The following is a 24,686-nucleotide window of genomic DNA, read 5'->3' on the forward strand; positions in this document are numbered from 1 at the left end:
TCAGTCCTTTGACGGTTGAGGGGACGTTTTTACGGACGTTTGTGAGGACGTTTGTACGGACGGTGGGGGCGGGGAGGGGGGCGGGGTTGCATCGGGGCGGGACCGGATCCGGACGTGGGACAGCAGGCCGAGCGCCCCGCCCGGGGCGAGCACGGTGAGACAGATCAGGAGCAGGCCGAACACCAGGACGGCGAGGTTGCCGTCCAACCGCTGCGCCACGTCGGCGGGCAGCGCGAACTGGGACGTGGCGAGCCCGATCAGCCAGGGCAGCAGCACCACGAGGGCAGCACCGATGGCGGCCCCGGCGAGGCGGCCGGTGCCCCCGACGACCACGCCCACCACCAGGAGCAGCGAGAGGGTGACCCCGTAACCGCCCGGCCGGACGCCGGAGTCGACGAAGCAGAGGACCGCGCCGCCCGCTCCGGCGGCCCCGGCCGAGAGCACGAAGGCCAGCACCTTGGTGCGCTCGGGACGGATTCCGGCCAAGGAAGCGGCCACCTCGTCGTCCTTGACCGCCCGCATCCGTACGCCGGTCGGGCCGCTGTCGACGAAGACGAGTACGGCCAGCACGACGGCGAGCACGGCCAGGGCTACCCAGGCCTGCCACTGCTCCAGGGCGATCAGTGCGTCCAGGGCCTCGGGTACCGACTGGAAGGGCACCATCAGTCCCTGGTCACCGCCCAGGGCCGAGACTTTGGTGGTCAGTGCCGGAAGGGCCATCACCACGGCGAGGGTGAGCCCGGCCAGGTAGGGGCCGTGCAGGCGCGCCCCGGCCAGGCCCAGCAGGAGACCCACGACTGTTGCGGTGAGTACCGCGGCGATCAGGCCTACGACCGGCTGCAGGGCGGTCGGCAGGGCGGCGTCGCCCGCGTTCACCGTCAGCGCGTAACCGTAGCCGCCGGAGGCCATCAGGGCGGCGTGCCCCAGTGACAGCTGGCCGGTGCGCCCGATCAGCAGGCTCAGCCCGGCGATCGCGCACAGGTGGGCGGCGACCAGGGCGAGCAGGTAGTTGCGGTAGGGGTCGAGCAGGAAGGTGCCGGCGACGGCGGCGACCAGGCCGCCGACCGTGAACAGGAGGATGCGCCGCAGGTCGGGCCGGGCGGGTGGGCGGTTCACACCTGCCTCGCCTTCACCGAGGCGAACAGGCCGGCCGGTCTGACCAGGAGAACCAGGACCAGCAGGGCCAGTACGCCGAGCGGGGCCACCCCGGCGCCCAGGTAGCCGGTGACCAGACTGATCAGGATGCCGACGAGCAGGCCGCCGATCACGGCTCCCTCGGAGGAGTCCAGACCACCGATCACGGCGACGGCGAAGGCGCTGACGAACAGGGTGTCACCCGCGTGCGGGTGCAGTCCGAGTTCGCCCGGCACGGCCAGCATGACCGCCGGCGCGCCGACCGAGGCCGCCAGTACCCAGCCGATCGTGCGCATCCGGGCCGCCTGAACTCCCAGCAGCCGGGACATCTCGGGGGCGAAGGCGGCCGCACGCATCTGCAGGCCCAGGGAGGTGCGGGCGAACAACAGGCGCAACCCGGCCATCAGGGCGACCGCGACGGTGATGGTGAACAGGTCGTAGGGGGACAGCGTGGACACTCCTCCCACGGTGAGCGGGCGGTCGTCGAAAGGTATGGACACAGGCCGGTATCGAGGGCCGGCGATGATGCCGGTGAGGGCCTGCAGCACCATCACGGTGCCGATGGCCAGGATGACGCCCGAGAGCGGATTGTGGGCGGCCTGCATGATGCCTCGTTCCACCGCCCAGCCGAAGGCCGCCCCGGCCAGCACGGCGGTGATCAGGCCGACCCAGTAGCTGCCGGTCAGGTTGGTCACGGCGAGGGCGAGGTAGCAGGCGGCCACGGCCATCGCGGCGGCGGCGAAGTTGATGATCCGGGTGGAGCGCCAGATCAGCACCAGGGAGAGGGCGAACAGGGCGAACACCACGCCGTCGGCCACCCCGGCGGTCAGCAGGAAGACGAAGCGTTCCATCAGTACCCCAAGTAGGCGTGTCGGAGGACGGCGTCGCGGGCCAGGGCGTCGGCCGGCGCGTCGGTGCGGATCCGGCCCAGGTGCAGGACGAGACCCCGGTCGGCGATGGAAAGCGCGCTGGCAGCGTTCTGTTCGGCGAGCAGGACGGTCAGGCCGGTCTCGTCGCACCGGTCGCGCAGGGTCTGCATGATCGAGTGCACGATCTGCGGGGCGAGGCCGAGCGAGGGCTCGTCGAGAAGGAGCACGTCCGGGGTGGAGACCAGGGCCCGGGCCAGGGCGAGCATCTGCCGCTCGCCTCCGGAGAGCTGGTGGCCCAGGGAACGGCGGCGGCGGGCCAGGGGTTCGAAGCGTTCGTACTCGGCATCGATCCGGGCTCGCAGTGCGGTCCGGCCATGGCGCCAGAGACCGCCCAGGCGCAGGTTCTCCTCGACGGTGAGCTCGGTGATCACCCCCCGTCCTTCGGGCACGTGGGCCAGGCCGCGCCGGACCCGTTGTTCAGGTGCCACTCCGGTCAGGTCTTCTCCGCGCAGGAGTACCGAACCGCTGGTCGGCAGGAGCCCCGAGATGGCCCTGAGAAGGGTGGTCTTCCCGGCGCCGTTGGCCCCCAGCAGGGTCACCACCTGGCCGTCGGGCACCTGCAGACTGACATCGTGCAGCACCGGGCCGGCGCCGTAACCGGCGGTCAAGCCGCGCACTTCGAGGGCCGCGCTCATCGGGCCACCTTGATGCCGAGGTAGGCCTCCTCGACGGCCGGGTCGCGGCGCACCTCGTCGGGCCGGCCGGTGGCGATCACCCGGCCGAAGTCGAGCACCACCACCCGGTCGCAGACGCCCATCACGAAGTCGACGTGATGCTCGACCAGCAGCACTGCGCAGCCGTCGGCGGCGACGTCGCGGATCGTGGTGCCCAGGTCGAGCACATCGACCGGGCCCAGGCCGCCGGCCGGTTCGTCGAGCAGCAACAGCCTGGGGCGGGTGGCCAGGGCCCGGGCCAGGGCGACGCGCTTCTGCTCGGGATAGGGCAGGGCTCCCACCGGGTCGCCGGCCCGGTGGGTCAGCCCGACCCGCTTCAGCGCCACCGCGGCCCGTTCGTCGCGGTCGGGTCGGCGCAGCACCGACACCAGGACGTTCTCCAGCACGCTGAGGTCGGGCAGTACGCCCAGGCCCTGCAGAGTGCGGGCGATGCCCACGTCGGGCAGTTCGTGGGGGCGGCCGGGTGCCGGTGCCCCGGCCACCTCGACCGTGCCCGTCCGGGGCTTGACCAAGGCGCACACGGCGTTGAAAAGGGTGGTCTTACCAGCCCCGTTGGGGCCGATCAGACCCACCACCTCGCCGTCGGCGACCTCCAGGCCGACGTCGACCAGGGCGTCGAGACCGCCGAACCGTACGCCGAGCCCTTGCACCCTTAACCGGGGCACCGCCGAGGCGCCGGGTGGGGAACCGCCAGGTTGTGCACGCGCCGCGTCATACGTGGCCATCGACACCTCATCGAGTCGGGGGTGAGGCCAGAGTACGACCTAAACCGACCAGACGGTATGTCTTTTACCTAACGAAGCGGAACGCCCGCGATCATGCCGCCGTCGACCACCAGCTCGGTGCCGGTGACGTAGGCCGAGGCGTCCCCGGCCAGGAACACCACCGCGCCGACGAGATCGTCCGGCCGGGCGGTGCGGCCCAGGGGGATGATCTGGCGCTGCGCGTCCAGGTGCACCGTCATGTCGGTCTCGACAAACCCCGGGTGCACCGAGTTCACCCGGATCCGGTCCGGCCCCAGCTCCACCGCGAGCGACTTGGTCAGCCCGCGCACGCCCCACTTGGAGGCGGTGTAGCCGTGAAGGGCGGCGCCGCCCCGCATGCCCTGTACCGAGGAGATGTTGACGATCGACCCGCCCCCGCCGGCCTTCATCGGCGCCACGGCGGCCCGCACGCCCAGGTAGACGCCGGTCAGGTTGACCGCGATCACCGAGTCCCACTGCGGGCGTTCGTACTTCTCGATCCGCCCGGCGTTGGCGATGCCCGCGTTGTTGACCAGGACATGCAGGCCGCCGAGCCCGGTGGCGGCCTCGGTGGCGGCGGCCCAGTCCGGTTCGCTGGTCACGTCGAGGGGCACGAAACGGGCCCGGTCGCCGAGCTCTTCGGCCAGGGCGCGGCCCTCGTCCTCGAGCAGGTCGCCGATCAGGACGGTGGCGCCCTGATTGTGCAGGCCGCGCACGAAGGCCGCCCCCAGGCCGCGGGCGCCCCCGCTGACCAGGGCCACCCTTCCTTCCAGGGAGTAGCTGACGTCGGGCTGGGGGCTCATGGGGTCACTCCTGTGGGTTGGGGGGCTTGGCCTTCTGGTTCCGCGACGATCTTGAGGACGTTTGTGAGGACGGCTTGGGTGCGGGGTGCTGGGACGAGGCGGCGATCGAGACCAGGAACATGTCGGTGAGCTGCTCGGCCAGGGTGGTCTTGTCCTCCGGGCCCGCCGGTGAGTACCAGGACGAGAGGTAGTGCAGGTCGGAGAAGAAGTGGGCAGCCATCACGGTGACCGGGATGTCGGTGCGGTAGAGCCCCTCGTCCTGCCCGCGGGTCAGCAGGCCGGTGAAGACGTCGTGATAGGCACGCCGGCGCCGGGTCACCTCGGCCTGCCGGGGAGCCGAGAGCATGTGCTGGCTGCGGAAGAACACGGTGCCCTCGAGCAGGAAGTCCACAGAGGTCTCGACGACGTCGACGCAGACCTCACGCAGGGTCTGGTGCACCCCGGCGCCCCGGTCCACGATCGCCTGCAGGTGCTCGGTCTGCACCGACAGGATCCGCTCGTAGATCGCGAAGAGCAGATCGTCCTTCGACTGGAAGTAGTGGTAGAGAGCGCCTTTGGTGACGCCCGCGGTCTCCACCAGTTGCTGCACCGAGGTGTTGGCGTAACCCTGGTCGGCGAACAGCTCCAGGGCCGCCCGCATCACGTCGTCCACGACGCTGGTCTGTCTCATCGGGTCTTCGTCCTTCATCGGTGCGGATCTCGAACAACACCCGGTCTCGCCGAACCGACCGGGCGGTTTGACGGTACATGACGGCAGCGGGCGCCCAGCGGGGGAGAGGCTGGGTGATGTGGGTCACGCTCGTCTGCCAAGGTGGAGAAACGTGCAGGTAACGGCGGCGGCCGTCATGCGTAACTATCGCCCGATAGCTAATAGGGGCCCCGGCCGTCCCCGAGAAAGCGTCCGCCCATGCCTCAGCGCTCGCGCACCACGATCTCCCTGTCCGCCGGCCTCGCTGCTCTGGTCCTGGGCCTGTCTGCCTGCAGCGGCAGCACCCCGGGGGCCGACACCGGCACCACCGCCGGCGGGGAGGACACGCTCCGCCTGGCGTTCCTCGGTGGCATCTCCACCCCCGACCCGGACAGCGCCTACGACGGCTACGAACTGAACCTGGTCAACAGCGCGTACGAGGGCCTGCTCGACTACCGGCCCGGCCAGGCGGAGCCCGAGCTCGTGGGCCGGCTGGCCACCGAGTGGACGGCCAGTGACGACAACACCGAGTTCACCTTCACCCTGCGCGAGGGCGTCACCTTCCACGACGGCACCCCCTTCACCGCCGACGCGGTCAAGGCCTCGTTCGACCGCCGTCTCGCGGTCGACGCCGGGCCCGCCTACATGGTCAAGGGCGTCGAGAGCGTGACCAGCTCCGGCGAGAACGAGGTGACGGTCAGGCTCTCCAGCCCCAACGCGTCCTTCCTCGACCTGCTCGCCTCACCGTTCGGGCCGAAGATGATCAGCCCGGCCGCGCTGAAGGAACACCCGTGGACCGGTGAGGAGGACAACTGGTTCGCCACCAACGACGCCGGCACCGGCCCCTACAGCTACAGCGCTTTCGAGCCCGGCGTGTCCTACGGCCTGAAGGAGTACGCCGACTACTGGGGTGAGGAGCCGGGTTACGCGAACGTCGACTTCGCCGTCGCCTCGAACCTGTCCACGGTGCAGCTCCAGCTCGAGAAGGGCGAGGTGGACGGCCTGATCGGCTACACCGACAGTGCCTCCTACGCCTCCCTGGAGAGCAAGGAGAACCTGACCGGGTACACCTTCCCGAGCATGCAGACGCCCACCCTGTTCGTGAACCCGAAGAGCCCCGAGCTGAGCGACGACGCCACCCGCAAGGCGTTCATGGCCGGCATCGACTTCCCCTCCCTGGCCCAGAAGGCGCTCGGCGACACCGGCGCCCCCACCACCCAGGTGTTTCCCGAAAACCTGATCCCGGCCGAGCTCAACCAGCAGAAGATCCAGCCGGTGCCGGGTGCCCTGCCCGACCTGGCCGAGGGAAAGCTCTCCGGCGGAACGATTTCCTGCGGCTACCCGGAGAGCAGCGCCTCCGGCCAGTCGTTGTGCGACAACCTCACCGCCGGCCTGAACGAGGCCGGGGTCAAGGCCGAGAGCACCGGATACGCCAGCGGTACGTTCTTCCCGGCTCTGGAGAAGGGCGCCGACGGGCCGGACATCGCCTTCTTCTCCGGCTTCCCCGACACTGCCCACCCCGACGCCTGGGGCACCGTCTTCTACACCCCCGACGGCGGTCTGGACCTCTTCGGGGCCGAGGTGCCCGGGGTTGCGCAGCTGCTGGCCGAGGCTGCGGAGACCGACGACGAGAAACTCTACGGTGAGGTCGCGGCGAAGGTCAGCGAGTCGGCCTACTGGTACTCGGCCGCCAAGAGCCTTGGCACGGCGGTGTTCCAGTCGGGCATCGGCGGTGTCGAGAAGTCGTACAACCCGGTGATCACCGGCTACCTGCAGCTGCAGCTCCTGACCCCCGCGGGTTCCTGACATGGTCATCGCGCTGACCGTGAACGGCCTCTCCGTGCGCTATCCCGGCCGCAGCACCTGGGCCGTGGAGGACGTCTCGTTCGTCATCGAGCCGGGCCGCTGCCTGGGCCTGGTCGGCGAGTCCGGTTCCGGCAAGAGCACCATCGGCCTGGCCGTGCAGGGGCTGCTCACCGACCAGCGCGGTGCCACCGGGATCACGACCGCCGGTCAGATCGAGATCGGCGGCACGACGCTGGAACCGGGAGCCGAGGCAGGCTGGCGGGGTGTGCGTGGTCATCAGGTCACCACCGTGTTCCAGGACCCGATGTCCTCGCTCGACCCGACCATGACCATCGGCCGGCTGCTCGGCCTGGTCACCGGCAACGCCAACGAAAGCCGGCGTTGGCTGGAGGAGGTCGAGATCCGCCAGCCAGAAACGGTTCTCCGCAGCTTCCCGCACCAACTATCCGGCGGCATGCGTCAGCGTGTGATGATCGCGCTGGCGCTGGCCCGGCGGCCCACCCTGCTGGTCGCCGACGAGCCGACCACCGCCCTCGACGTCAGTGTCCAGGCGCAGATCCTGAAACTGCTCACCCGGGAACGAGAACAGCTCGGCTGCGGTGTCCTGTTCGTCACCCACGACCTGGGGGTGGCCCGGTCGGTCTGTGACGAGGTGGCGGTGATGCACAGCGGAAAGATCGTCGAGTACGGACGCACGACAAAGGTTTTCGAGCGACCTTCAGTCGCGTACACCCGGCGTCTGGTGGCGTCCCGGCTCACCCTGGCCACCGACCGGGAACGTCCGGTGGGGCTTCCGGAGGCGACGGTGGTCGCCTCGATGTCCGAAGCGCTCGGGCAGGGCGAACAGGGGACGTCCGAACTCACCAAGAGCTGGTCGGACGGGCTTCTGCGGTGGAGCCGTTTCGGTCAGAACCGAACAGAGGACGTCGCAGTCGCCTCCGCGGTCGGCGTCAACTCGTTCGCGCTCGAGTTGGCAAAGGTGCAGAAGTCGTTCGCCACGGGTGGATTCGGCCGCCCCACCCGCAAAGCGGTCCTGCACGGCGTTGATCTGCGGGTCGGCCCGCGCGAGAGCGTGGCGCTGGTGGGGGAGAGCGGTTCGGGCAAGTCCACCATCCTGCGGATCGCCGCCGGGCTGGAGCAGGCGGACAGCGGCGACGTGGTGGTGGACCGCCGACGGGGTGAAGGTGTCCAGGTCATCTTCCAGGACGCGGGCGCCTCGCTCACCCCGTGGCTGACCGTGCGGTCGCTCCTGCTGGAACGGCTGGGCAACACCCGTACCGGGGCCGGCCTGGACAAGGCCGGCCGGCAGGAGCACGTGCGGCTGGCGCTGGAGCGGGTGGCTCTGCCGGAGGAGGTGCTGGACGCCCGGCCGGCGCAGTTGTCCGGTGGGCAGCGGCAGCGGGTGGCGATCGCCCGCGCGGTGGTGGTGCCGCCCTCGCTGCTGCTGTGCGACGAGCCGACCAGTGCCCTGGACGTCTCGGTGGCCTGTTCGGTGCTGAACCTGCTCAACCTGCTGCGGCACGACCTGGGCCTGCCGATGCTGTTCGTCACCCACGACCTGGCCGCGGCCCGGGTGATCGCCGACCGGGTGGTCGTGATCAGCCAGGGCCGGATCGTCGAGAGCGTGCCGTCGGACGACCTCGGCACCGCCATCACCAGCGACTACGGACGGAGGCTGCTGGATGCCGTCCTCGACTGAGACCAGGCGGGGGTCCCAGATCTCCTTGGCCGCCCTGCTGGTCGTGGTGCTGCTGGCCCTGTTCGGCCCGTTGCTCTCGCCCTACGAGAGCAACATCCCCTCCGGTGACGCCTATCTGGCGCCGTTGTCCGGCGGGCATCTGCTCGGCACCGACAACCTGGGCTTCGACCTGCTCACCCGCGTGCTCGAGGGCGCGCGCATCAGCCTGTTCGCCGCGTTCGTGGTCACCCTGGCCAGCGCCCTGCTCGGCCTGCTGATCGGGGCCGTGGCCGGATTCCTGGGCGGCTGGGTGGACGCGGTGCTGATGCGGGTCACCGACCTGTTCCTGGCCTTCCCGGCCACGATCGTCGCGATGGCGATCGTCGCCGCGCTCGGGCCCGGCCTGCGCAGTTCCATGATCGGCATCGCGATCGTCTGGTGGCCGCTCTACGCCCGCATCGCCCGGGGCGAGATCCGCCGGGCGGCCGGGAGCCTGCACGTGGAGGCGGCTCGCCTGGCCGGTACCCGGGGGCCGCGGCTGATGCTGCGCCACGCGCTGCCCACCGTGCTCCCGACCGTGCTGGTCACCGCCAGCCTGGACATCGGCGGGGTGATCATGACGCTGGCCGCCCTGGCCTTCGTCGGGCTCGGCTCGCCGGCGCCCTCCCCGGAACTGGGCCTGATGTCCAGCGCCGGGCTGCCCTTCCTGCTGGACGCGTGGTGGATCGCGGTGGTGCCGGGCGTCGCGGTGGGCGTGCTGTCGCTGATCTTCAACTATCTCGGCGACGGCCTGCGCTCGACGCTGCGGGCGAGAGGAGCCTGAGTCATGGTCCGGTTCACCCTTTCCCGGTTGGGTTCGCTGGTCGTGGTGCTGTTCGCGCTGTCGGTGCTGATCTTCACGGTCAGCCGGTTCGGCGGCGGAGACCCGGTGCGGGCCTTCGTCGGCGGCAACGCCTCCCCGGAGGCGATCGCGGCGGCCCGGGCCCGGCTCGGCCTCGACCAGCCGCTGGTGCTGCAGTACTGGGACTACCTGACCCGGCTGGTGCAGGGCGACCTCGGGCTGAGCCTGAGCACCAAACGCCCGGTCGCGGACGAGCTGGGCACCCGCATCCCGGCCACCGCGGAACTGATGCTGGCCACCATCGTCCTGGCGGTGGTCATCGCGCTGGTGCTGGCCCGTGGCTACACCATGGGCGGCCGGGCGGGCAGCGTGCTGCGGTTCGTGCTGTTCAGCGCGGCCAGCGCCCCCGCGTTCCTGATCGCCACCGGCGGTCTGCTGCTCTTCTTCGGGCAGTTCGGCTGGCTGCCGGTCTCCGGCCGCACCTCCTACGGGGCGAGCAGCGGCCTGAGCGGGATGTTCGTGCTGGACGGGCTGATCACCGGCAACCTGGCCTACGCCTTCGACGCGCTCCGGCACCTGGTGCTGCCGGCCACCGCGGCCAGCCTGGGCCCGGCCGTGGCGCTGGCCCGTGTGCTGGCCGACGGGCTGTCGACCAGCATGAGCTCCGGATATGCCCGCACCGCGCGGTCTCTGGGCGAGACCGAGCCCCAGCTGCTGCGGCGGCACGGTCTGCGCAACGCCGCCGGACCGGCGATCAGCCTGCTCGGCGTGCAGATCGGGATGATGCTCTCCAGCCTGGTGGTGGTCGAGGAGATCTTCTCCTGGAACGGCCTGGGCCAGTACCTGGTCCGGGCGATCGGCGCGGCCGACACCAACTCAGTGGCCACGATCAGCCTTCTGCTGGGCGCGGTCTACGTCGTCGTCAACACCGTTGTCGATCTGTGCCTGGCGGCGCTGGACCCCCGCGTCCGCCTTTCCTGAAAGGGTTTTCCGTGAAAGAAGTCGACGAGCCGCTGCGGGTCCGGGACTGGACGCCGTCGGGCGAGCTGAAACCGGTCGGAACGGTGGCGCTGGTCCTGCTGGACGACACCGGTGCAGAAGCGCTGGTCCGGGCCTGCCGGGACCAGAACGTGCCGGTCGTCTTCGCCGGCCGCTTCGGCGCGGTGCCGGTGATCGAGGCCCGGCCCGAGGAGTACGTGGTGCGCCGGCACCGCGACTCGGCCTTCTTCGGTACCGAGCTCGACCTGATCCTGCGCGGCTACCAGGTGCAGACGGTGCTCCTGGCCGGGGGCACGAGCGATGTGACCGTGCACTACACCGCGGTGGACGCGCATCAGCTCGACTACCACTTCCGGGCCGTCACCGATCTCATCACCGGCTCGGACGACGAGCTGCACCAGGCCGCCCTGCGCGCGATGAAGTACCTGCAGCGTGACTCGCTGGTCACCCTCGCCGCCGTCGAAAGCTGGTTGTCCGCATGAACATCAAGGGGAACACGGCTCTGCTGGTCGTCGACTTCCAGGGCGGCGACCTGTCCGGCCCCAAGGCGGCCTACGCCCACGGGCAGCTGCACCGGGCCCAGGCGCTGGTCGCGGCCAGCCGGGCCGCCGGGGTGCCGGTGATCTGGGTGCAGGAGGTGCACAAGCCGCACCTGGCCGACATCGGCCGGGAGCTGGACGGTTCCGAGGGGCCGCACTGCATCGAGGGCAATCCGGCCACCGAGATCGCCACCGGACTGGGGCCGGTCGGCGCCGAGCACCACATCCGCAAGCGCCGCTACTCCTCGTTCTTCGCCACCGAGCTGGACATCGTGCTCAAGCAGTACCAGGTCGAGACCCTGGTGATGATCGGCGGTTTCACCGACATCTGCATCCTGTACACCTCGGTCGACGCGCACCAGCGCGACCTCACGCTGAACGTGGTCGGCGACGTGGTGGCCGGGTCCAGCCGGCAGGCGCACGACGACGCGCTGAAGATGATCCAGCACCTGCAGCCCTCGGCCCTGGTGACTTCGCAGGACGTGCTGAACTGGCTGGCGGTGGCCGTCTAGGATGGCCGGATGGACGAGACCCGCCGGATCGCAGTCGCCTACGTCGAGTCGTGCGAGCAGCGCGACTGGGCCGCGTTCGAGGCCCTGCTGGCCGAGGACGTGGTGTACGAGATGCCGCAGACCCGCGAGCGCATCTCGGGTCGCGAGCGCTTCGTGCGCTTCAACCGGGAGTACCCGGGTGAGTGGCACCTGTCGGTCCGGCGGGTGGTCGCCGAGGGCCTGAACGCGGTGGTCTGGATGGCTGTTTCGGTCGGATCGGAACAGGTGGACGCCTGTGTATGGCTCGATCTGTCGGAGTCGGGCCGGATCAGCCGCATCACGGACTTCTGGCCGGAGGCCTACGAGCCCCCGGCCGGCCGTGAGCATCTGGTCGAGCGCTGGTGAGTCAGCGCACCACGGCGAGCACGGCGTCGCGTACCGCCGGGGCCAGGCGCTCGCCGTCGACCGCCCGGCTGTGCACCCGCCGCAGGATCCAGCCCTCGACCATGGTGAACACCACCTCGGTCACGGTCTCGAGATCGTCGGTGCTGCGGCCGTTCTCGGTCAGGGCGGCGCCCACCAGCTCGCGGTAGACCGCGTACAGCAGGCGCCCGTGCTCGGCCATGCCGGCGGCAAGGCCCTCGTGGCGCACCTCGGGCAGGTAGCCGAGCAGAGCCACGTTGTACGGCCCGTCGCAGAGCATCTTCACGTCGAACTCGACCAGCCGGCCCAGGCGCTGGGTGGCGGTGAGCGCGGGGTCGGCGCGCAGTTGCTCGAAGCGCTCGAGGGTGGGGCGGAAGGTCTGCAGCTCCACCTCGACCAGGATGTCGGCCTTGACCGCGAAGTGCGAGTAAAGCGACGGCTGTCGAATACCTACCTTCTCGGCGATGTCTCGCGTGGTGGTGGCCGCGTAGCCCTGGGTGCTGAAGAGCTCCGTGGCCGCCTCGACGATGCGCCGGCGGGCCGAACCCCGCCGGTCGTGCCTCGACCGCACGGCGGAATCCCTCACGGTCTCGGACATCTGACCAGTGTGCCTGGTGCCTGCGGGAAAGTCAGGCGGGAGGCGCTGTAATGTCAGGCACCCCAGCCCGCGGGCGGATCCACGCGCATTCCGAAAACGGTGTTGTAGTACTCGCGGTGCTCCACGCACAGCCCGGTCTCGTCGAAACGTAGCACCAGGCATCCGGGAAAGGTGAGCCAGTCCTCGCCCGGCCCCGGCACGGTGCCGGTACGGCGTTCGTGCCAGGCCGGATCGCGCATGGTGGCCCACATTTCGACGCTGGTGAGGGCGCCTTCGCTGATCGGGGTGCCGAAGCGCAGGATCAGTTCCTCGAACGAGTCGGTGGCCGTCTTCCAGTGCGCGGCGATCTCCTCACGGCCGCGGCGGGGCGGCGCGGTGGGGGAGAAGTAGTAGAGGGCGTCCGGGGTGAACAGTTGCACCACGTCCTGCGGGCTGCGCTCGCGCCACGCAGTGGCGTAGAGGTCGATCCACTCGCCCCGGCCGATCTCACTGCGCTCAATGTTGCCCATGCGCCTCACTTAAGCAGATGCAGTGGGGACGCCGCGCAGCCGCGGCGCCCCCACTCGTCCTCAAGTTGTTGCTCTTAGAACTTCTGCACCTGCTGGTAGATCGTGACCGCCGACAGCACCGCGAAGAAGCCGGTGCTGAAGATCAGGACGCCGGCGCGCACACCACCGACCTGGATCGCCCGGGGCAGGGCGTGGCGGTTCATCCACAGCAGCAGGGCGCTGTAGAAGAGCATGCTGACCCCGGCCACGCAGGCCGAGATCACCAGCAGCACCAGCGGCTGGTCCAGGCCCAGGGCGAGGATGCCCACGCCGGTCAGCACCAGGATCCACACGGCCGCGAAGTACACCCGGTTCTCGGTGACGTTCCGGCGGCCCAGGTAGGTGCCCTTGAGGATGTCGGCGACCAGTCGGCTGGTGTAGTCGACGATCCCGGCGGCCGCGGCGAACAGCGAGAACGTGCCCACCACCCAGAACAGCGTGCCGAACCAGCCGCCCACGGCGCCCTTCAGCGCCTCGCCCTCCACGTCCAGGAAGTCGATGGAGTTCTCCAGGCCGGGCGTGCCCAGCACGGTGGAGTGCGCCAGCATCGACGTGAGCAGGATGGTGACGAACGTGATCAGGGCGAAGGTGAGGGCCTGCTCGAGGTTGGCGAAGCGCCACCAGCGCTGCCAGCGGCTCAGGTTGGTCGGGGTGGGCTCGAAGACGAACGCCCGGGCGTCCGGGGCGGCGATCTTCTCACCGGTGATCGGGCTGGCCAGACGGGGCACGTAGGAGCCCATCCCGAACCCCTTGTCGCGGATCCAGTTGCTCTGGCACAGGTTCTGCCCGCCGCCGGCCCCGGCGAAGGCGATCGCCCCCATCAGCACGGCGAACTCGATGTCGGAGGGGAAGCGCCCGACGTGGGTGACCGCGTCCGGCAGGGCCTGCCAGGTGTCCGCCTTCAGGGCCAGGGTCACGGCGACCACGAAGAACAGGCCGACAGCCGCCACCTTGACGATGAGCAGGCGCTCCATCAGCGTGTAGACCACCGGGGCCAGGGTGAGCATGGCGCCGATGACCAGCAGCATGATCACCGCTACCACGGTGGAGTCCCCGCCGAACAGGTAGGTGAACATGGTGGCGGCCGCCGTGGCCCAGCCGGGCCAGAGGTTCTGGAACACGGCCAGGACGACGAAGAACACGCCCCAGTGCTTCCAGTAGCGGTTGAACCCGGTGAGCGCGGTCTCGCCGGTGGCCAGGGTGTAGCGCTCGATCTCCATGTTGAGGAACCACTGGATGGTCAGGCCCAGGGCCGCGCCCCAGAGGAAGACCAGGCCGACCTGACTGGTGATGTAGGGCCAGAGGATGAACTCGCCGGAGGCGAGGCCGACGCCGGAGGCCACGATGCCCGGCCCGATCAGGCGCCACATCTTCCGGGGCGGGTCGGGCAGGTCGCGGACCTCGGGGCCGGGCAGGTTCCCGGTCTTCAGGCTGAAGTCGCCGGCGTCGGTGGCGGCGGGCTGGTTCGTCATACGGGTTTCCTTGTCGCTCGTCGCGGCAGGTACGGCCGTGCTGAAAGGCTCCATGGTCCGCTTTGTCCGGGCGCTCCGCCAGACGTCGCCCGGACGTCGCCCAGTGCCTCAGGGTGGGTGCGGCCCGGCCTGTCACCGGTCGCGGCGGGTACCTACGGTCGAAACATGAGTGAAGAAACCGTGATTGCCGAGCTCCACACGCGCTGGGTGTTCGGCTGGGAACGCAACTCCGGCGACGTTCCCTTCGACTTTCCCCGCATCTTCGGTGACCTGTACGACTTCGGCGGGGAGGGCGTCCGTTTGTACGACGACTTCGACCCGCAGCACCGGGTGGCCACCACCGCAGCCGAGTACGGCCAGAACTTCACGCCCGCCTTCGACGCCATGCAGTACGCCCATCACCTGGTGGAAGACGGCCCCCACGTCGTCGCCGGAAGCGACCTGTCCGCGTCCACCCTGGTGTTCCTGGCCCGGATCGCCACCGCCGAGGCGGTCACCGACATCCGCACCACCTCTTCACTGGTCTGGCGAAGGACGGCGGCGGGCTGGCGGATCGTGCGGGAGCACAACTCCACGCAGGTGCTCGAGGCGGGTGCCCTGGATCAGAGGTTCTCGGCGGGCCACGCGTAGCCCGGATCGGCGATCTCCTGGGTGAACCGCTCCAGCCAGGCGATGTCGTGCCGGGTCTGGGAAGCGAAGAACGCGGTCTCGCTCATGTAGATCGCCGGCAGTCCGGCGTTGTCGAGCCCTTCTTCCAGCTCGGCGGCCCGCTGCCGGAGGGCCTGAACGCGGTTGGTGAGCGCGCTGACGGCGATGCTGCGTTCCAGGATGCCGACGTAGGCCAGGGCGGTGACGAAGCGGGCCGCGTTGGCCGGGTCGGCGTCTTCCAGATCGGCCTGCACCCGGGCCCGGAAGTGCGCGATCCCGGCCTCGGTGAGCTGGAAGGTGGGTCGGTCGGTGGTCTGGTCGGCCGGCTCGATCCAGCCTTCGGCGCGTAGTGATCCGACCAGCGTGTACACCGAGCCGGTGCGCACCCGCAGGTGCTGGTAGCGCTCACGCAGCCCGGCCAGCAGCCCGTACTGGTGGCGCGGCTGCTCCAGGAGGAGCCCCAGCAGCGGCAGGACGAGGGGGTTGTCGGTGGCGCGCAACGGCATGGTTTGAGGGTACAGTCGTATACGGATAGTCGTATACGACTAGGAGGAGCCGTGCTGAACTCGATCGAGGCCCAGGGCCTGGGCAAGACCTTCTCGAGCCGGAGCGCGACCGTGGAGGCGGTGGCGGACCTGTCTTTCGAGGTGGCTCCGGGGGAGGCGGTGGGCCTGATCGGTCCCAACGGGGCCGGGAAGACCACCACCATGCGGATGCTGGCCACGTTGGAGAACCCGAGCGCCGGCCGCGCCCGGGTGGCCGGCCATGATCTGCGGCGCGATCCGCGAGGGGTGCGGCGCAGCATCGGGCTGGTCGCCCAGAGCGGTGGAACCCGGCCGACCGCCACCGCCCGTGACGAACTGGTGCTGCAGGCCCGGCTCTACCGTTTGCCGGCCGTGGGGCAGCGGGTGCGCGCCATGGTCGAGGCGTTCGCGCTGGAAGAGGTGCTGGACCGGCCGACCCACACGCTTTCCGGCGGTCAGCGTCGGCGTCTCGACCTGGCGATCGGCCTGATCCACGCGCCCGGGGTGATCTTTCTGGACGAGCCGACCGCGGCGCTCGATCCACCCAGCCGGCTGGACCTGTGGGAGCACCTGCGGGCCCTGCGCCGGCGCAGCGGGGCCACCATCGTGCTCAGCACCCACCATCTGGACGAGGCCGAGGCGCTGTGCGACCGCATCCTGGTGCTCGACCGGGGCCGGCTGATCGCGCAGGACAGCCCGGCCGGGCTCAAGCAGCAGTTGGGGCGCGATCTGGTGGTGGTGGACCTCGGCCCGGACGCCGCCCGGGCCCGGGCCGTGGCCCTGGGGTTGAACGGGGTGCGCACGGTCAACGTCGGTGAGGGGGAGCTGCGCATCGGGTGTGAGAACACCGACGCCCTGGTGCCCGAGCTGGTGCTGGCTCTCGGTCGGGCGGGAATTGCGGTGCGGGGTCTACGTTCTGAGCACCCTTCACTGGACGACGTGTTCCTCGAACTCACCGGTCGGCCACCGGTCGGCACGGCTTCCGTCACCCAGCCGGAGGAGATGGTCTGATGATCACCACCGTCCAGGACATCGCGGTCGTCTTCCGCGGTGAGCTCGACCTGGCCCTGCGGATGAAGGGCTGGCTGCTGATCGGTCTGATCCAGCCCTTCGTCTATCTGCTGCTGTTCGGCCCGTTGCTGGGCAGTGCCTTGCCGGCCGGGCAGAACCCCTGGCTCTTCTTCGTGCCCGGGTTGCTGCTGCAGCTGGGGTTGTTCGGCACCGGGTTCGCCGGCTTCAACCTGATCCCGGACATCCGCTCCGGCTTCGTCGAAAGACTGCGGGTCACCCCGGTGAGCCGACTGGCCATCCTGCTGGGACGCGTCCTCAAGGATGCGGTTGTCCTGGTTCTGCAGGCGGTTCCGTTGATCCTGCTGGGCTACGCGCTGGGTATGGCGGCCGATCCGGTGGGGGTCGTGGCCGCCTTCGGGCTGATCCTGATCACCGGTATCGGTCTGGCCTCGCTGTCGTACGTGCTGGCGCTCACCCTGCCCAACGAGTACCTGTTCGCCCCGGCGGTGAACACCCTGGCGATCCCGCTGATGCTGCTGTCGGGGATCCTGCTGCCGCTCGAGGGTGCACCGGCCTGGCTGGACTGGCTGGCCCGGCTGAATCCGCTGCGCCATGTGCTGGACGCCACCCGGGACCTGTTCGCCGGGGTGGTCGATGCCACCGTGTACACCGGAGCCGCCGTTGCAATCGTCCTTGCGCTGGTGTCTTTCGTGGTCGGGGCCCGGCTGTTCGCCGGTCGCACCGCCTAGCTACGGTGTCGCGGTGCACAGACAGATGCCGGTGATGAGCCGGGCCACGACCAGCGCGGCGGTTGCCGGGGTACTGATCCTCGGTGTGCTGGGCTACCTGCTCACCACCTGGGAGCGGCCGGACCCGGAGCAGGTCGTGCGGGACAAGCTCCAGGCCTCGGCGGTTGACCTGACCGAGGAGGCGTCCACCGCGCTGGTCGACTCGGACGGCAATGCGGAGGACGCTCGGGCCGAGGTGGCCGATGCCCACCCGTTCGAGGTGTTGGAGAGCCGGGTGAAGTCCACCGACGTGGTGGAGTGGGACGTAGTCCTCGCCGGTGGGGCATCGCGCAAGTATGTGGCCGCCGGGCAGTGGGAGAAGTTCCACACCTGTTTCCGACTGTCGGGGAAGGTCGGCGATGGGGGAGCTGTGAGTCGCTCAGTAATCCCTTGCCCGACTGCCGAGGATCCGCCGCGGGCGTTGGAGGGGAGCAGGCTGGTTGAGCTGCCGGCCTGATCCTTGGGTTCAGGGGTGGTCGGGCCAGGGCTGGTGCTGGTCCGGGTCGACCACGAAGCGGAATCCGGGCCGGGTGTTGTACTCCCGCACGGGAACCAGGTGCCAGGACAGGTCGGTCGGGTCGGCGTCGGGGGCTGCGAGCACCCCGACGTAGCCCGCCGGAACGCTTTCGTGCCACTCGCCCCAGACCTGCGTGGCGACCGGTCCGGCCTTACGCGGCGCGGCGGGGGTACGGCGAACCGACACCACTCCGGCGGAGGACGAGCTGACCGACAGCACCGGGGTAGTGGTAGGCGCGGAGGCGGGGGCGGCCGGCTTGGGCAGGCTGGTTGCCGTCGTTGTCACGGCTGACAGGGCCTGCACCACGTCGACGGGCAGGACGATGTCCGGCGTGGGGGCCTGCTTGACCACGGTCGCGTACTGGATCGGGTGGGCTTTGCGCTGCAGGGCGTGGGCGTCGTGCACGGTGCGCTGGGGGAAGAGCTCCGGGAAGGTGATCACCACGATGGCCCACTGGTCGTCGCGTTCCCCCTGCCCGTACCAGCCCGTGCGCACCCGCCAGGTCTGGTGGACGCGGTCGTTGGCCTGACGGGGGATGAAGTAGCCGCGGCTGGTGGCCGTGCGCACCCGCAGGATGCCGTCCTCGCCGAGGGGCTCGCTCTCCTGGATGCTGCCCCAGGGGCTCCAGTCGGGGGTGAGCGTGCTCGGGCGTGACATCAGGCCTCCTGCCGTTTTTCGCCGGGAAGCGGGTTCGCAAGATCCGCGGCGGCTCGGCCCTCCGTGACCGAGCGAATGTCGACGGTAACTGATGTTTGCGCCCAGAAGGAGGTGTCCGGGTCACCTTTTTGCAAACTATGGACGGCGTCGGCGCAGGTCAGCGGCGTACGTGGGGATTCGCGGCGATTCGCCGTCAATGGGCCGATGGTGGTTTTCGGTCACTTGTGGATACAGAGACGTTTCCGGCGGTCCGAACCGGTATTTTTGCAGTGAAGATGTCGCTCTTGTGTCGTTCGTGCACTTCATTCGTTGGGGGGACGAGTGTTCGGTCGGAAGAAGAGGCGCGCCGCCCCGCCGGAGGAAGTCGATCCGTCGAACTCGGAGTTCGCCGGGTTCCTTGCTGCCGGGCGGGCCCGCCTGGCAGCAGCAGACCCGGAGCAGGCCGAACAGTGGCTCACCGCCGCGAGTGACGCCACCGATCCCGGGGTGTTGTTCGAAGTGGGCTTCTCCTTCGCCGAGATCGGTGCCACGGCCAAGGCGATGCGGGTGTACGAACGGGCCGCCCAGGCCGGCCACGTCGACGCCATGAACAACCTCGGCGTTCTGCTCAAGCAGGCCGACCGGTGGGAAGAGGCCGAGCGGTGGCTGCGCGCCGCGGCCGACACCGGCGACCGGGCTGCCCTGAACAACCTGGGCAACGTGCTGAGAGGGCTGCGGCGCACCGACGAGGCGATCGACTCCTACTCCCGGGCGGCCCGGGCGGGCCACGTCGAGGCGATGCTCAGCCTGGGGCAGGTTCTGCTCTCGCAGGGCGAGGTCCGCGCCGCCAAGCGGTGGTTCCGGCAGGCGGCCCGGGCCGGGCACCCGGCCGGGGAGCTGATGCTCGAGGTCGCCGACCGGCCCGGCCCTTCCGGGCCTTCTGCCCAGCCGCCCGGTGTGGGGGAACCGCTCACGCTGCCCCTCGACGATCCGGTCGCGGCGGCCGACGCCCTTCGGCTGAGGGCCCAGGCCACCAGCGACCCGGAACTGCTGGACATGGCCGTCGACTTCGCCGCCGAGGTGGTCGCCGGTTCGGCGGCCGGTTCGGTCGATCGGGCGCTGTCGGCGGCGACGCTCAGTGTCTCGCTGCGTACCCGGGCCGCCCGCACAGGCAGCCAGGCCGACCTGAGCGCAGCCGTTGCCGCCGGCCGGGCCGCCGTCGACGCGGCCGACGCGTGCGGTCAGCACCGAGCCCGTTGCCGCACCGCTCTGGCCACCGCTCTGCTCGATGCGCACCAGCGCGGTGAGGCCGGGCACCTGGCGCAGGCCGTCCAGCTGAACCGGGAGATCGTGGCCACTCTCGACGTCGACGACCCCGAGTACCCCTCGGCGCTGAGCAATCTGACCAACGTGCTGTTCGTGGCGGGGGCCGCGGAGAAGGACCGGGACATGCTCGCCGAGTCCGTGGTGACCGGTCGGGAGGCCCTGAGCCTGCGACCGGAACGGGACCGGCAGCGGGGCCGGGCCGCTGTGGCCCTCAGCCAGGCCCTCATGCAGTTCGGCCTCCTGACCCAGGCGCCCGCCGTGCTGCTGGAGGCCCGGCAGTACGCCCACGAGGCCTTGGCCGACACTCCGCCGGACGACCCCAACCGGCCGGTGATCGAGAACTATGCGGCAATGCTGGACGCGGCGCTGGGCTCCGATGGCACACCCTGACCCGGGGAGCCTCAACGACGAAGCCGTCGCCCTGTGGGACCGGTACGACGTGCTCGGCCACCCCGAGCTCCTCGACGCCGCCATCGACCGGTTGCGCTCGGGGCTGGGCGCGCCCGGCGCTGAGGCCGGGGCCAGGAACAGCCTGCGGGCCAACCTGGCCGGCGCTTTGGCGGCCCGGTCACTGAGAAGCGGCTCGCTGGACGATCTGCGAGAGGCCGCGAAGCTGGCGCGTGACGTGGCCGGGGTCACCGCGCCGGGGGATCCGCACTACGTCGGCCGGCAGACCGCCGTAGGGGTGACGCTCCTGCAGTACTACGTCCGGTCACGGGACACGTCGGTCCTGGACGAGGCGGCCGACTTCCTCGAAGTGGCCCTGCGCCAAGAGCCCTCACCGGTGACCCGGGGCAATCTGGCCGAGTGCCTGCGCGAGCAGTACCAGGTGCGCCGCGACCCGGAGGTCCTGGAACGGGCCCTGGATCTGGCCCGTTCGGCCGCAGCCGAGGTCACGCATCCTCTGTACGCCCGTTCCCAGTCCAACCTGGCCCTCACCCTGATGAGCCTGCCGACGGCCGCCCGCGACCCGGCCGTGCTGGCCCAGGCCCGGCAGGCGATGTGGGCCTCGCTGGCCGCCACCCCGGCCGGGCATCCGAACGAGGTCGAGCGCAAGAACAGTTACGCCCGGCTCCTGTACCTGGTGCACCAGCAGGATCCGAACCCCTCGACCCTGACGGACTTCGTGCGCGCGAGCCGGCAGGCCGAGAACGTCACCCCACAGGGGCACCCCCTGCGGGCCACCGCGATCCGGATGCGGGCCGCCGGTGACTACCTTCGGGCCCGGTCCGCCAGCAACCAGGCGGCGGAGGCCTTGTCGCGAAGGTGGTTACGGCACGTCGTCGACAACGCGGGTCTGCCGGTCGCCGAACGTATCCAGGCCGCCATGACCTGGGCGGGGGTGACCCTGCTGTCCGGCGCCGACCTGTCCGAGGCCCGGTGGGCGTTCGAGCGCACCGTCGACCTGTTCCCGCTGCTGCCGGGACGTCACCTGGGCCGGAGCGACCAGCAGGTGCAGATCGCCCAGTTCCCCGGGCTGGCGCTGGACGCGGCGGCCTACGCCCTGGCGGCCGGTGATCCGGCCTTGGCCCTGCTGCTGCTGGAACAGGGCCGGGGGATCCTGCTGGCCCGGGCCGTGGAGACCGCCGTCGACCCGGCCGCGCTGGAACGGGCCCACCCGGAGCTGGCCGCCGACCTGCACCGGCTGCTGATCCGGGTCGACGACCAAAGCCCTTCCGCGCCGCGCGACAGCTTCGCCCGGGCCGAGCTGCGCCGCGACCGGGCGCGGCAGTGGGACGCCCTGCTGGACACGATCCGGGCGCAGCCCGGCTTCGAGGGTTTCCTGCGCCCGCCCACCGTCGCCGAACTGCTGACGGCGGGCCGCGAGGGTCCGGTGGTCATCCTCGTGGTCAGCCCTCTGCGGTGCGACGCAGTCATTCTTGAGCCGACCAGGATGCGGGTCACGCCGCTGCCCCACCTCACTGCCGCCGAGGCCCACCAGCAGGCGCAGGCGTTCGCCGAGGCCGTGGCGGCAGGCCGGGACCCGGCCCGGGGTCGGGCCGAGCACGCGGCCGCGGAAGACGACGCCCGCGCCGTCCTGCGCTGGCTGTGGCACGCCGTGGCCGAACCCGTCCTGACCGCACTGGGTCTCGATCGCCGTCGGCCGAACGCCTCCGAACCCCTTCCGCGGATCTGGTGGGTGCCCACCGGCCCTCTGACGTTCCTGCCGCTGCATGCGGCGGGCGAGTACCCCGAGCCGTTCGCCCCGGTTCCGCCCGGGCGGTGCGTGCTCGATCTGGTGGTTTCCTCCTACACCCCGACCCTGCGCACGCTCCTGCACCACCGTGGCTCGGAGAACCCGTCGGCGCGCGCCCCCGGTTCTTCACTCGTCGTCGCCATGCCCACTACCCCTGGGGCCCCGCCACTTCCCGGAGCTCACGCCGAGGCCGATCTGATGCACCGCGAGATCTGGCCCGAGGCAGATGTTCTCGAAGGCCAGTCGGCCACGCGCCGCAGCGTGCTGGCGGCCCTGCCCGGATGCCGCCGGGTGCACTTCGCCTGTCATGCCCGCAGCAGCGCCGATGCCGCCGGCGTGCCCTACCTGCTCCTGCACGACCACCAGGACGCGCCCCTCACCGTCTCCGACATCGCGGCTCTGCGGCTGGGCGGGGCCGAGTTCGCCTACCTGTCGGCCTGCGACACCACCCGGGCGGCCCCGGCGCTCGCCGACGAGGGCGTGCACCTGGCCAGCGCCTTCCACGTGGCCGGGTTCCGGCACGTGGTGGGCACGCTCTGGCGGACCGCGGACGACGTGGCCCAGCGGCTGGCCGGGAACAGCCACCGGGCCATGGGCGGCGACGGTCCGGGCCACGTCGCCCACGCCCTGCACCGTGCCGTGCAGGAGGAACGCAGGGCGGCCCCGTCCGTGCCCACCCTGTGGTCGGCCCACATCCACATCGGCGCGTAGCGGGGAGACTCGGTCATGGACATCGAAGATCAGCTCGGGCGGTTCTGCCAGGACCTCGGCTTCCTGCGGGCTCGTGCGTCGGCCGCCGGGGTCCGGGCCCTGAGCGCTCTCGAGCAGCTCGCCCAGGAGGCGGCCGAGGGCCGGCTTGACGGCGGCTGGACCGCCCGGCTGGTCGACCTGTGCCGGCAGCTGGGCATCCCCGAGGCCGGCCCCGAACGGGCCTGGCCGCCCACGGTCTCCGGCCCGGGTTCGCTGTTGCCGGCCGGGCCGGGCCCGGCCTCGGTCGATCGGTACCGGTGCCCGACGGCCGGATGCTCCCGCTACGACCTGCGGCAACCCGGCGGCCCGGAACCGGTGTGCGCGCTTTGGGGCGAGACCCTGACCCTGGTGGATCTGCCGTGACCCCGCTGCTCGGCCCGCTCGGCAGCCGGCTGCTCGACCGCTGGAGCGCCCTGATCGCCCTTCCCGGAGTCCTTTTCGTGGTGGCCGGGGTGCTCGGGGTCGTTCAGGGCCACCGGCACGCCCTGGACCTGCAGATGCTGGCCGAGTGGGCCCGGGCCGAGGACTGGGACACGGCGGGCGGCGTCGTCCTGATCGCCTCGCTCGCCCTCGCAGCAACCGGCGCCGGGGTCGTCGCCCAGCTGCTGGGGGTCGGTCAGCTGCTGTGGTGGCTGGGCTCGTGGCCTCGGCCGGCCCGGGCCTGGTCGGCATGGCGGACGGACCGACGGCGGCAACGGTGGACGCAGGCCCAGGCCGAGTTCGTCAGGGCACTCGAAGACCCCGACCCGGCCGAGGCCGCCCGGCTCGGTGCCCGGCGCAACGCCCTCGCCCGCGCCGAACCCAGCCGCCCGACGTGGACCGGTGATCGCGTCGCGGGGGTGCAGATCCGGGTCCGCAACGCCTACGGGCTGGACCTTCCCACGGTCTGGCCCCGGTTGTGGCTCGTTCTCCCCGAGCACCCCTGCGCCGAGATCCGCGCCGCCCGGGCCCGGATCGACCAGGCCGCCGTGATCTCGGCCTGGGGCCTGATGTCCGGGGTGCTGGGCCTGATCTGGTGGCCCGCCGCGCTCGTCGGGGCGGTGACCTGGGTGGTGGGCTGGGTCACGGCCCGTCAGGCCGTCGACGGCTACGCCGAGCTGGTCGAGTCGGCCGTGGACCTGTACGGCGGGTCGCTGGCCACCAGCCTGGGCATCGAGGTGACCGGTCCCCTCACCCCGGAGACCGGCCGGGCCGTGACCCGGCGGGTCCGTAAGGGAGCCTGAACGGTTGCCGCGGGGGTCACTCCGCGTCGGCCGGAATCACCTCGCTGCGTAGGTCCCACTCGTCCAGCCCGGCGTAGAGCGTCGCCTTACGGTAGGCGGGCACGTCGAGGCACTCGGCCACCCCGGTGCGCACCGACAGCAGCGAGTCCGGGCCGCGCCACCAGGTGTCGGCCCGGCCCTGCACCTCCGGCACCGGCAGGTAGCCGGCCAGGTCGAGGTCGTCCACGTCGTCGCCGGTGATCCGGGAGATCTGCGGGGCGAACGAGGTGGCGTGGTGTTCCAGGGCCAGCGACTCCACCCAGCCCTCGGTGCTGCCGTACAGCGGCACGTGCCGGTCGCCGGACTGCACCCCGAACTCGCCCTGGGGCCCGACCGTGAACCAGTAGCTCATCGACCAGCGCACCTCGCCCGCCTCGAAGTACCAGCCCACCCCGTCGACGAAAACCGGCAGGTCGGGCTCCAGCCACTTGGGCCCGCCGTTGTACTCGGACGAGGGCGGCAGCAGCAGGCCGCCCCAGCGCTGGTGGAAGGCGGCGATCCGGTCCACCACGTCGGTGGGCACGTCCTGCTCCAGCCACCACTGCCGGACCTCGTCCACCGGCCGTACGTCGATCTTCACACCGTTGCCGGCCAGGAACGACCGGGCCCGGCGGGTGAGGCCGGAAGGCTGCACTCCACTGAGGTTCAGTTGCACGAGAGC

Annotated in this window: 27 protein-coding genes; 15 read left to right on the plus strand and 12 right to left on the minus strand. The window is 70.8% G+C overall.

Annotation, left to right across the window (positions count from 1 at the left end; all coding sequences use genetic code 11):
• From LWF15_RS12865 to LWF15_RS12890, 6 genes are all read right to left on the minus strand, one after another.
• The gene (locus tag LWF15_RS12865) at positions 1–1,116 is read right to left on the minus strand and encodes a branched-chain amino acid ABC transporter permease (protein WP_232810766.1); all 1,116 of its coding nucleotides are present in this window, start codon (positions 1,114–1,116) and stop codon (positions 1–3) included.
• Complete coding sequence (locus LWF15_RS12870; protein WP_232810768.1) at positions 1,113–1,985, minus strand: branched-chain amino acid ABC transporter permease; 873 nt, start codon at positions 1,983–1,985, stop codon at positions 1,113–1,115. The genes LWF15_RS12865 and LWF15_RS12870 overlap by 4 nt, the downstream gene beginning before the upstream one ends.
• Positions 1,985–2,698: an ABC transporter ATP-binding protein gene (locus LWF15_RS12875; RefSeq protein ID WP_232810770.1), complete on the minus strand. Its 714-nt coding sequence runs from the start codon at positions 2,696–2,698 to the stop codon at positions 1,985–1,987. The genes LWF15_RS12870 and LWF15_RS12875 overlap by 1 nt, the downstream gene beginning before the upstream one ends.
• The gene (locus tag LWF15_RS12880) at positions 2,695–3,462 is read right to left on the minus strand and encodes an ABC transporter ATP-binding protein (protein ID WP_232810772.1); all 768 of its coding nucleotides are present in this window, start codon (positions 3,460–3,462) and stop codon (positions 2,695–2,697) included. Before LWF15_RS12880 ends, LWF15_RS12875 begins: the two co-directional genes overlap by 4 nt.
• Before the next feature lie 68 nt (positions 3,463–3,530).
• Positions 3,531–4,283: a glucose 1-dehydrogenase gene (locus LWF15_RS12885; RefSeq protein ID WP_232810774.1), complete on the minus strand. Its 753-nt coding sequence runs from the start codon at positions 4,281–4,283 to the stop codon at positions 3,531–3,533.
• 4 nt (positions 4,284–4,287) lie between these two features.
• Positions 4,288–4,953, minus strand: coding sequence for a TetR/AcrR family transcriptional regulator (locus LWF15_RS12890; RefSeq protein ID WP_232810776.1), 666 nt, complete (start codon positions 4,951–4,953; stop codon positions 4,288–4,290).
• A 237-nt stretch (positions 4,954–5,190) separates the two neighbouring features.
• On the opposite strand from LWF15_RS12890, the gene LWF15_RS12895 reads away from it, so the two are divergent.
• The 7 genes from LWF15_RS12895 to LWF15_RS12925 are packed head-to-tail and all read left to right on the plus strand — an operon-like array spanning position 5,191 to position 11,730.
• Positions 5,191–6,777, plus strand: a complete 1,587-nt coding sequence (locus LWF15_RS12895; protein WP_232810778.1) for an ABC transporter substrate-binding protein — start codon at positions 5,191–5,193, stop codon at positions 6,775–6,777.
• 1 nt (position 6,778) lies between these two features.
• Positions 6,779–8,476, plus strand: a complete 1,698-nt coding sequence (locus LWF15_RS12900; protein WP_232810780.1) for an ATP-binding cassette domain-containing protein — start codon at positions 6,779–6,781, stop codon at positions 8,474–8,476.
• Complete coding sequence (locus LWF15_RS12905) at positions 8,460–9,278, plus strand: ABC transporter permease (protein ID WP_232810782.1); 819 nt, start codon at positions 8,460–8,462, stop codon at positions 9,276–9,278. The genes LWF15_RS12900 and LWF15_RS12905 overlap by 17 nt, the downstream gene beginning before the upstream one ends.
• A 3-nt stretch (positions 9,279–9,281) precedes the next feature.
• Positions 9,282–10,277: an ABC transporter permease gene (locus LWF15_RS12910; RefSeq protein ID WP_232810785.1), complete on the plus strand. Its 996-nt coding sequence runs from the start codon at positions 9,282–9,284 to the stop codon at positions 10,275–10,277.
• A gap of 11 nt (positions 10,278–10,288) precedes the next feature.
• A complete protein-coding gene (locus LWF15_RS12915) occupies positions 10,289–10,777 on the plus strand; it encodes a cysteine hydrolase family protein (protein ID WP_232810787.1) in 489 nt (162 codons plus the stop codon).
• Positions 10,774–11,346: a cysteine hydrolase family protein gene (locus tag LWF15_RS12920; RefSeq protein ID WP_232810789.1), complete on the plus strand. Its 573-nt coding sequence runs from the start codon at positions 10,774–10,776 to the stop codon at positions 11,344–11,346. Before LWF15_RS12915 ends, LWF15_RS12920 begins: the two co-directional genes overlap by 4 nt.
• Before the next feature lie 9 nt (positions 11,347–11,355).
• A complete protein-coding gene (locus tag LWF15_RS12925; RefSeq protein ID WP_232810791.1) occupies positions 11,356–11,730 on the plus strand; it encodes a nuclear transport factor 2 family protein in 375 nt (124 codons plus the stop codon).
• A gap of 1 nt (position 11,731) precedes the next feature.
• Here LWF15_RS12925 and LWF15_RS12930 read toward each other — a convergent pair whose 3' ends face one another.
• From LWF15_RS12930 to LWF15_RS12940, 3 genes are all read right to left on the minus strand, one after another.
• Positions 11,732–12,346: a TetR/AcrR family transcriptional regulator gene (locus LWF15_RS12930; protein ID WP_232810793.1), complete on the minus strand. Its 615-nt coding sequence runs from the start codon at positions 12,344–12,346 to the stop codon at positions 11,732–11,734.
• Between the two features lie 53 nt (positions 12,347–12,399).
• The gene (locus tag LWF15_RS12935) at positions 12,400–12,855 is read right to left on the minus strand and encodes a nuclear transport factor 2 family protein (protein ID WP_232810795.1); all 456 of its coding nucleotides are present in this window, start codon (positions 12,853–12,855) and stop codon (positions 12,400–12,402) included.
• A 74-nt stretch (positions 12,856–12,929) separates the two neighbouring features.
• A complete protein-coding gene (locus tag LWF15_RS12940) occupies positions 12,930–14,366 on the minus strand; it encodes an Nramp family divalent metal transporter (protein ID WP_232810797.1) in 1,437 nt (478 codons plus the stop codon).
• 165 nt (positions 14,367–14,531) lie between these two features.
• Between LWF15_RS12940 and LWF15_RS12945 the strand changes: the two genes are divergently transcribed.
• A complete protein-coding gene (locus LWF15_RS12945; protein ID WP_232810799.1) occupies positions 14,532–14,996 on the plus strand; it encodes a hypothetical protein in 465 nt (154 codons plus the stop codon).
• Here LWF15_RS12945 and LWF15_RS12950 read toward each other — a convergent pair.
• Entirely contained in the window at positions 14,969–15,520 is a 552-nt protein-coding gene (locus LWF15_RS12950) for a PadR family transcriptional regulator (RefSeq protein ID WP_232810800.1), read from the minus strand. The genes LWF15_RS12945 and LWF15_RS12950 overlap by 28 nt on opposite strands.
• Before the next feature lie 51 nt (positions 15,521–15,571).
• Between LWF15_RS12950 and LWF15_RS12955 the strand changes: the two genes are divergently transcribed.
• The 3 genes from LWF15_RS12955 to LWF15_RS12965 are packed head-to-tail and all read left to right on the plus strand — an operon-like array spanning position 15,572 to position 17,794.
• Positions 15,572–16,549 carry an ABC transporter ATP-binding protein gene (locus LWF15_RS12955; RefSeq protein ID WP_232810801.1) on the plus strand — a complete coding sequence of 326 codons (978 nt, stop codon included), beginning with the start codon at positions 15,572–15,574 and terminating at the stop codon, positions 16,547–16,549.
• Positions 16,549–17,298 (plus strand): ABC transporter permease, encoded by a 750-nt coding sequence (locus LWF15_RS12960; protein WP_232810802.1) that lies wholly within the window; start codon positions 16,549–16,551, stop codon positions 17,296–17,298. Before LWF15_RS12955 ends, LWF15_RS12960 begins: the two co-directional genes overlap by 1 nt.
• A 13-nt stretch (positions 17,299–17,311) precedes the next feature.
• Complete coding sequence (locus tag LWF15_RS12965) at positions 17,312–17,794, plus strand: hypothetical protein (RefSeq protein ID WP_232810803.1); 483 nt, start codon at positions 17,312–17,314, stop codon at positions 17,792–17,794.
• 9 nt (positions 17,795–17,803) lie between these two features.
• Here the strand turns inward: LWF15_RS12965 and LWF15_RS12970 are convergent, their stop codons facing one another.
• The gene (locus tag LWF15_RS12970) at positions 17,804–18,511 is read right to left on the minus strand and encodes a DUF7007 domain-containing protein (protein ID WP_232810804.1); all 708 of its coding nucleotides are present in this window, start codon (positions 18,509–18,511) and stop codon (positions 17,804–17,806) included.
• Between the two features lie 321 nt (positions 18,512–18,832).
• Between LWF15_RS12970 and LWF15_RS12975 the strand changes: the two genes are divergently transcribed.
• Genes LWF15_RS12975 through LWF15_RS12990 form a run of 4 tightly spaced genes read left to right on the plus strand, consistent with a single transcriptional unit; the run spans position 18,833 to position 23,986 of the window.
• On the plus strand, positions 18,833–20,206 hold the full coding sequence (locus LWF15_RS12975; protein ID WP_232810806.1) for a tetratricopeptide repeat protein: 1,374 nt from the start codon (positions 18,833–18,835) through the stop codon (positions 20,204–20,206).
• Positions 20,193–22,724: a CHAT domain-containing protein gene (locus LWF15_RS12980; protein WP_232810808.1), complete on the plus strand. Its 2,532-nt coding sequence runs from the start codon at positions 20,193–20,195 to the stop codon at positions 22,722–22,724. The genes LWF15_RS12975 and LWF15_RS12980 overlap by 14 nt, the downstream gene beginning before the upstream one ends.
• Positions 22,725–22,739: 15 nt before the next feature.
• On the plus strand, positions 22,740–23,126 hold the full coding sequence (locus LWF15_RS12985; protein ID WP_232810810.1) for a hypothetical protein: 387 nt from the start codon (positions 22,740–22,742) through the stop codon (positions 23,124–23,126).
• A complete protein-coding gene (locus LWF15_RS12990) occupies positions 23,123–23,986 on the plus strand; it encodes a hypothetical protein (RefSeq protein ID WP_232810811.1) in 864 nt (287 codons plus the stop codon). Before LWF15_RS12985 ends, LWF15_RS12990 begins: the two co-directional genes overlap by 4 nt.
• Positions 23,987–24,002: 16 nt before the next feature.
• On the opposite strand, the gene LWF15_RS12995 is transcribed toward LWF15_RS12990, so the two are convergent.
• The gene (locus tag LWF15_RS12995; RefSeq protein ID WP_232810813.1) at positions 24,003–24,680 is read right to left on the minus strand and encodes a hypothetical protein; all 678 of its coding nucleotides are present in this window, start codon (positions 24,678–24,680) and stop codon (positions 24,003–24,005) included.
• Between the last annotated feature and the right edge of the window lie 6 nt (positions 24,681–24,686).

It is taken from the genome of Kineosporia rhizophila (assembly GCF_021277265.1).
In the GTDB taxonomy this organism is placed as follows: Bacteria; Actinomycetota; Actinomycetes; order Actinomycetales; family Kineosporiaceae; genus Kineosporia; species Kineosporia rhizophila.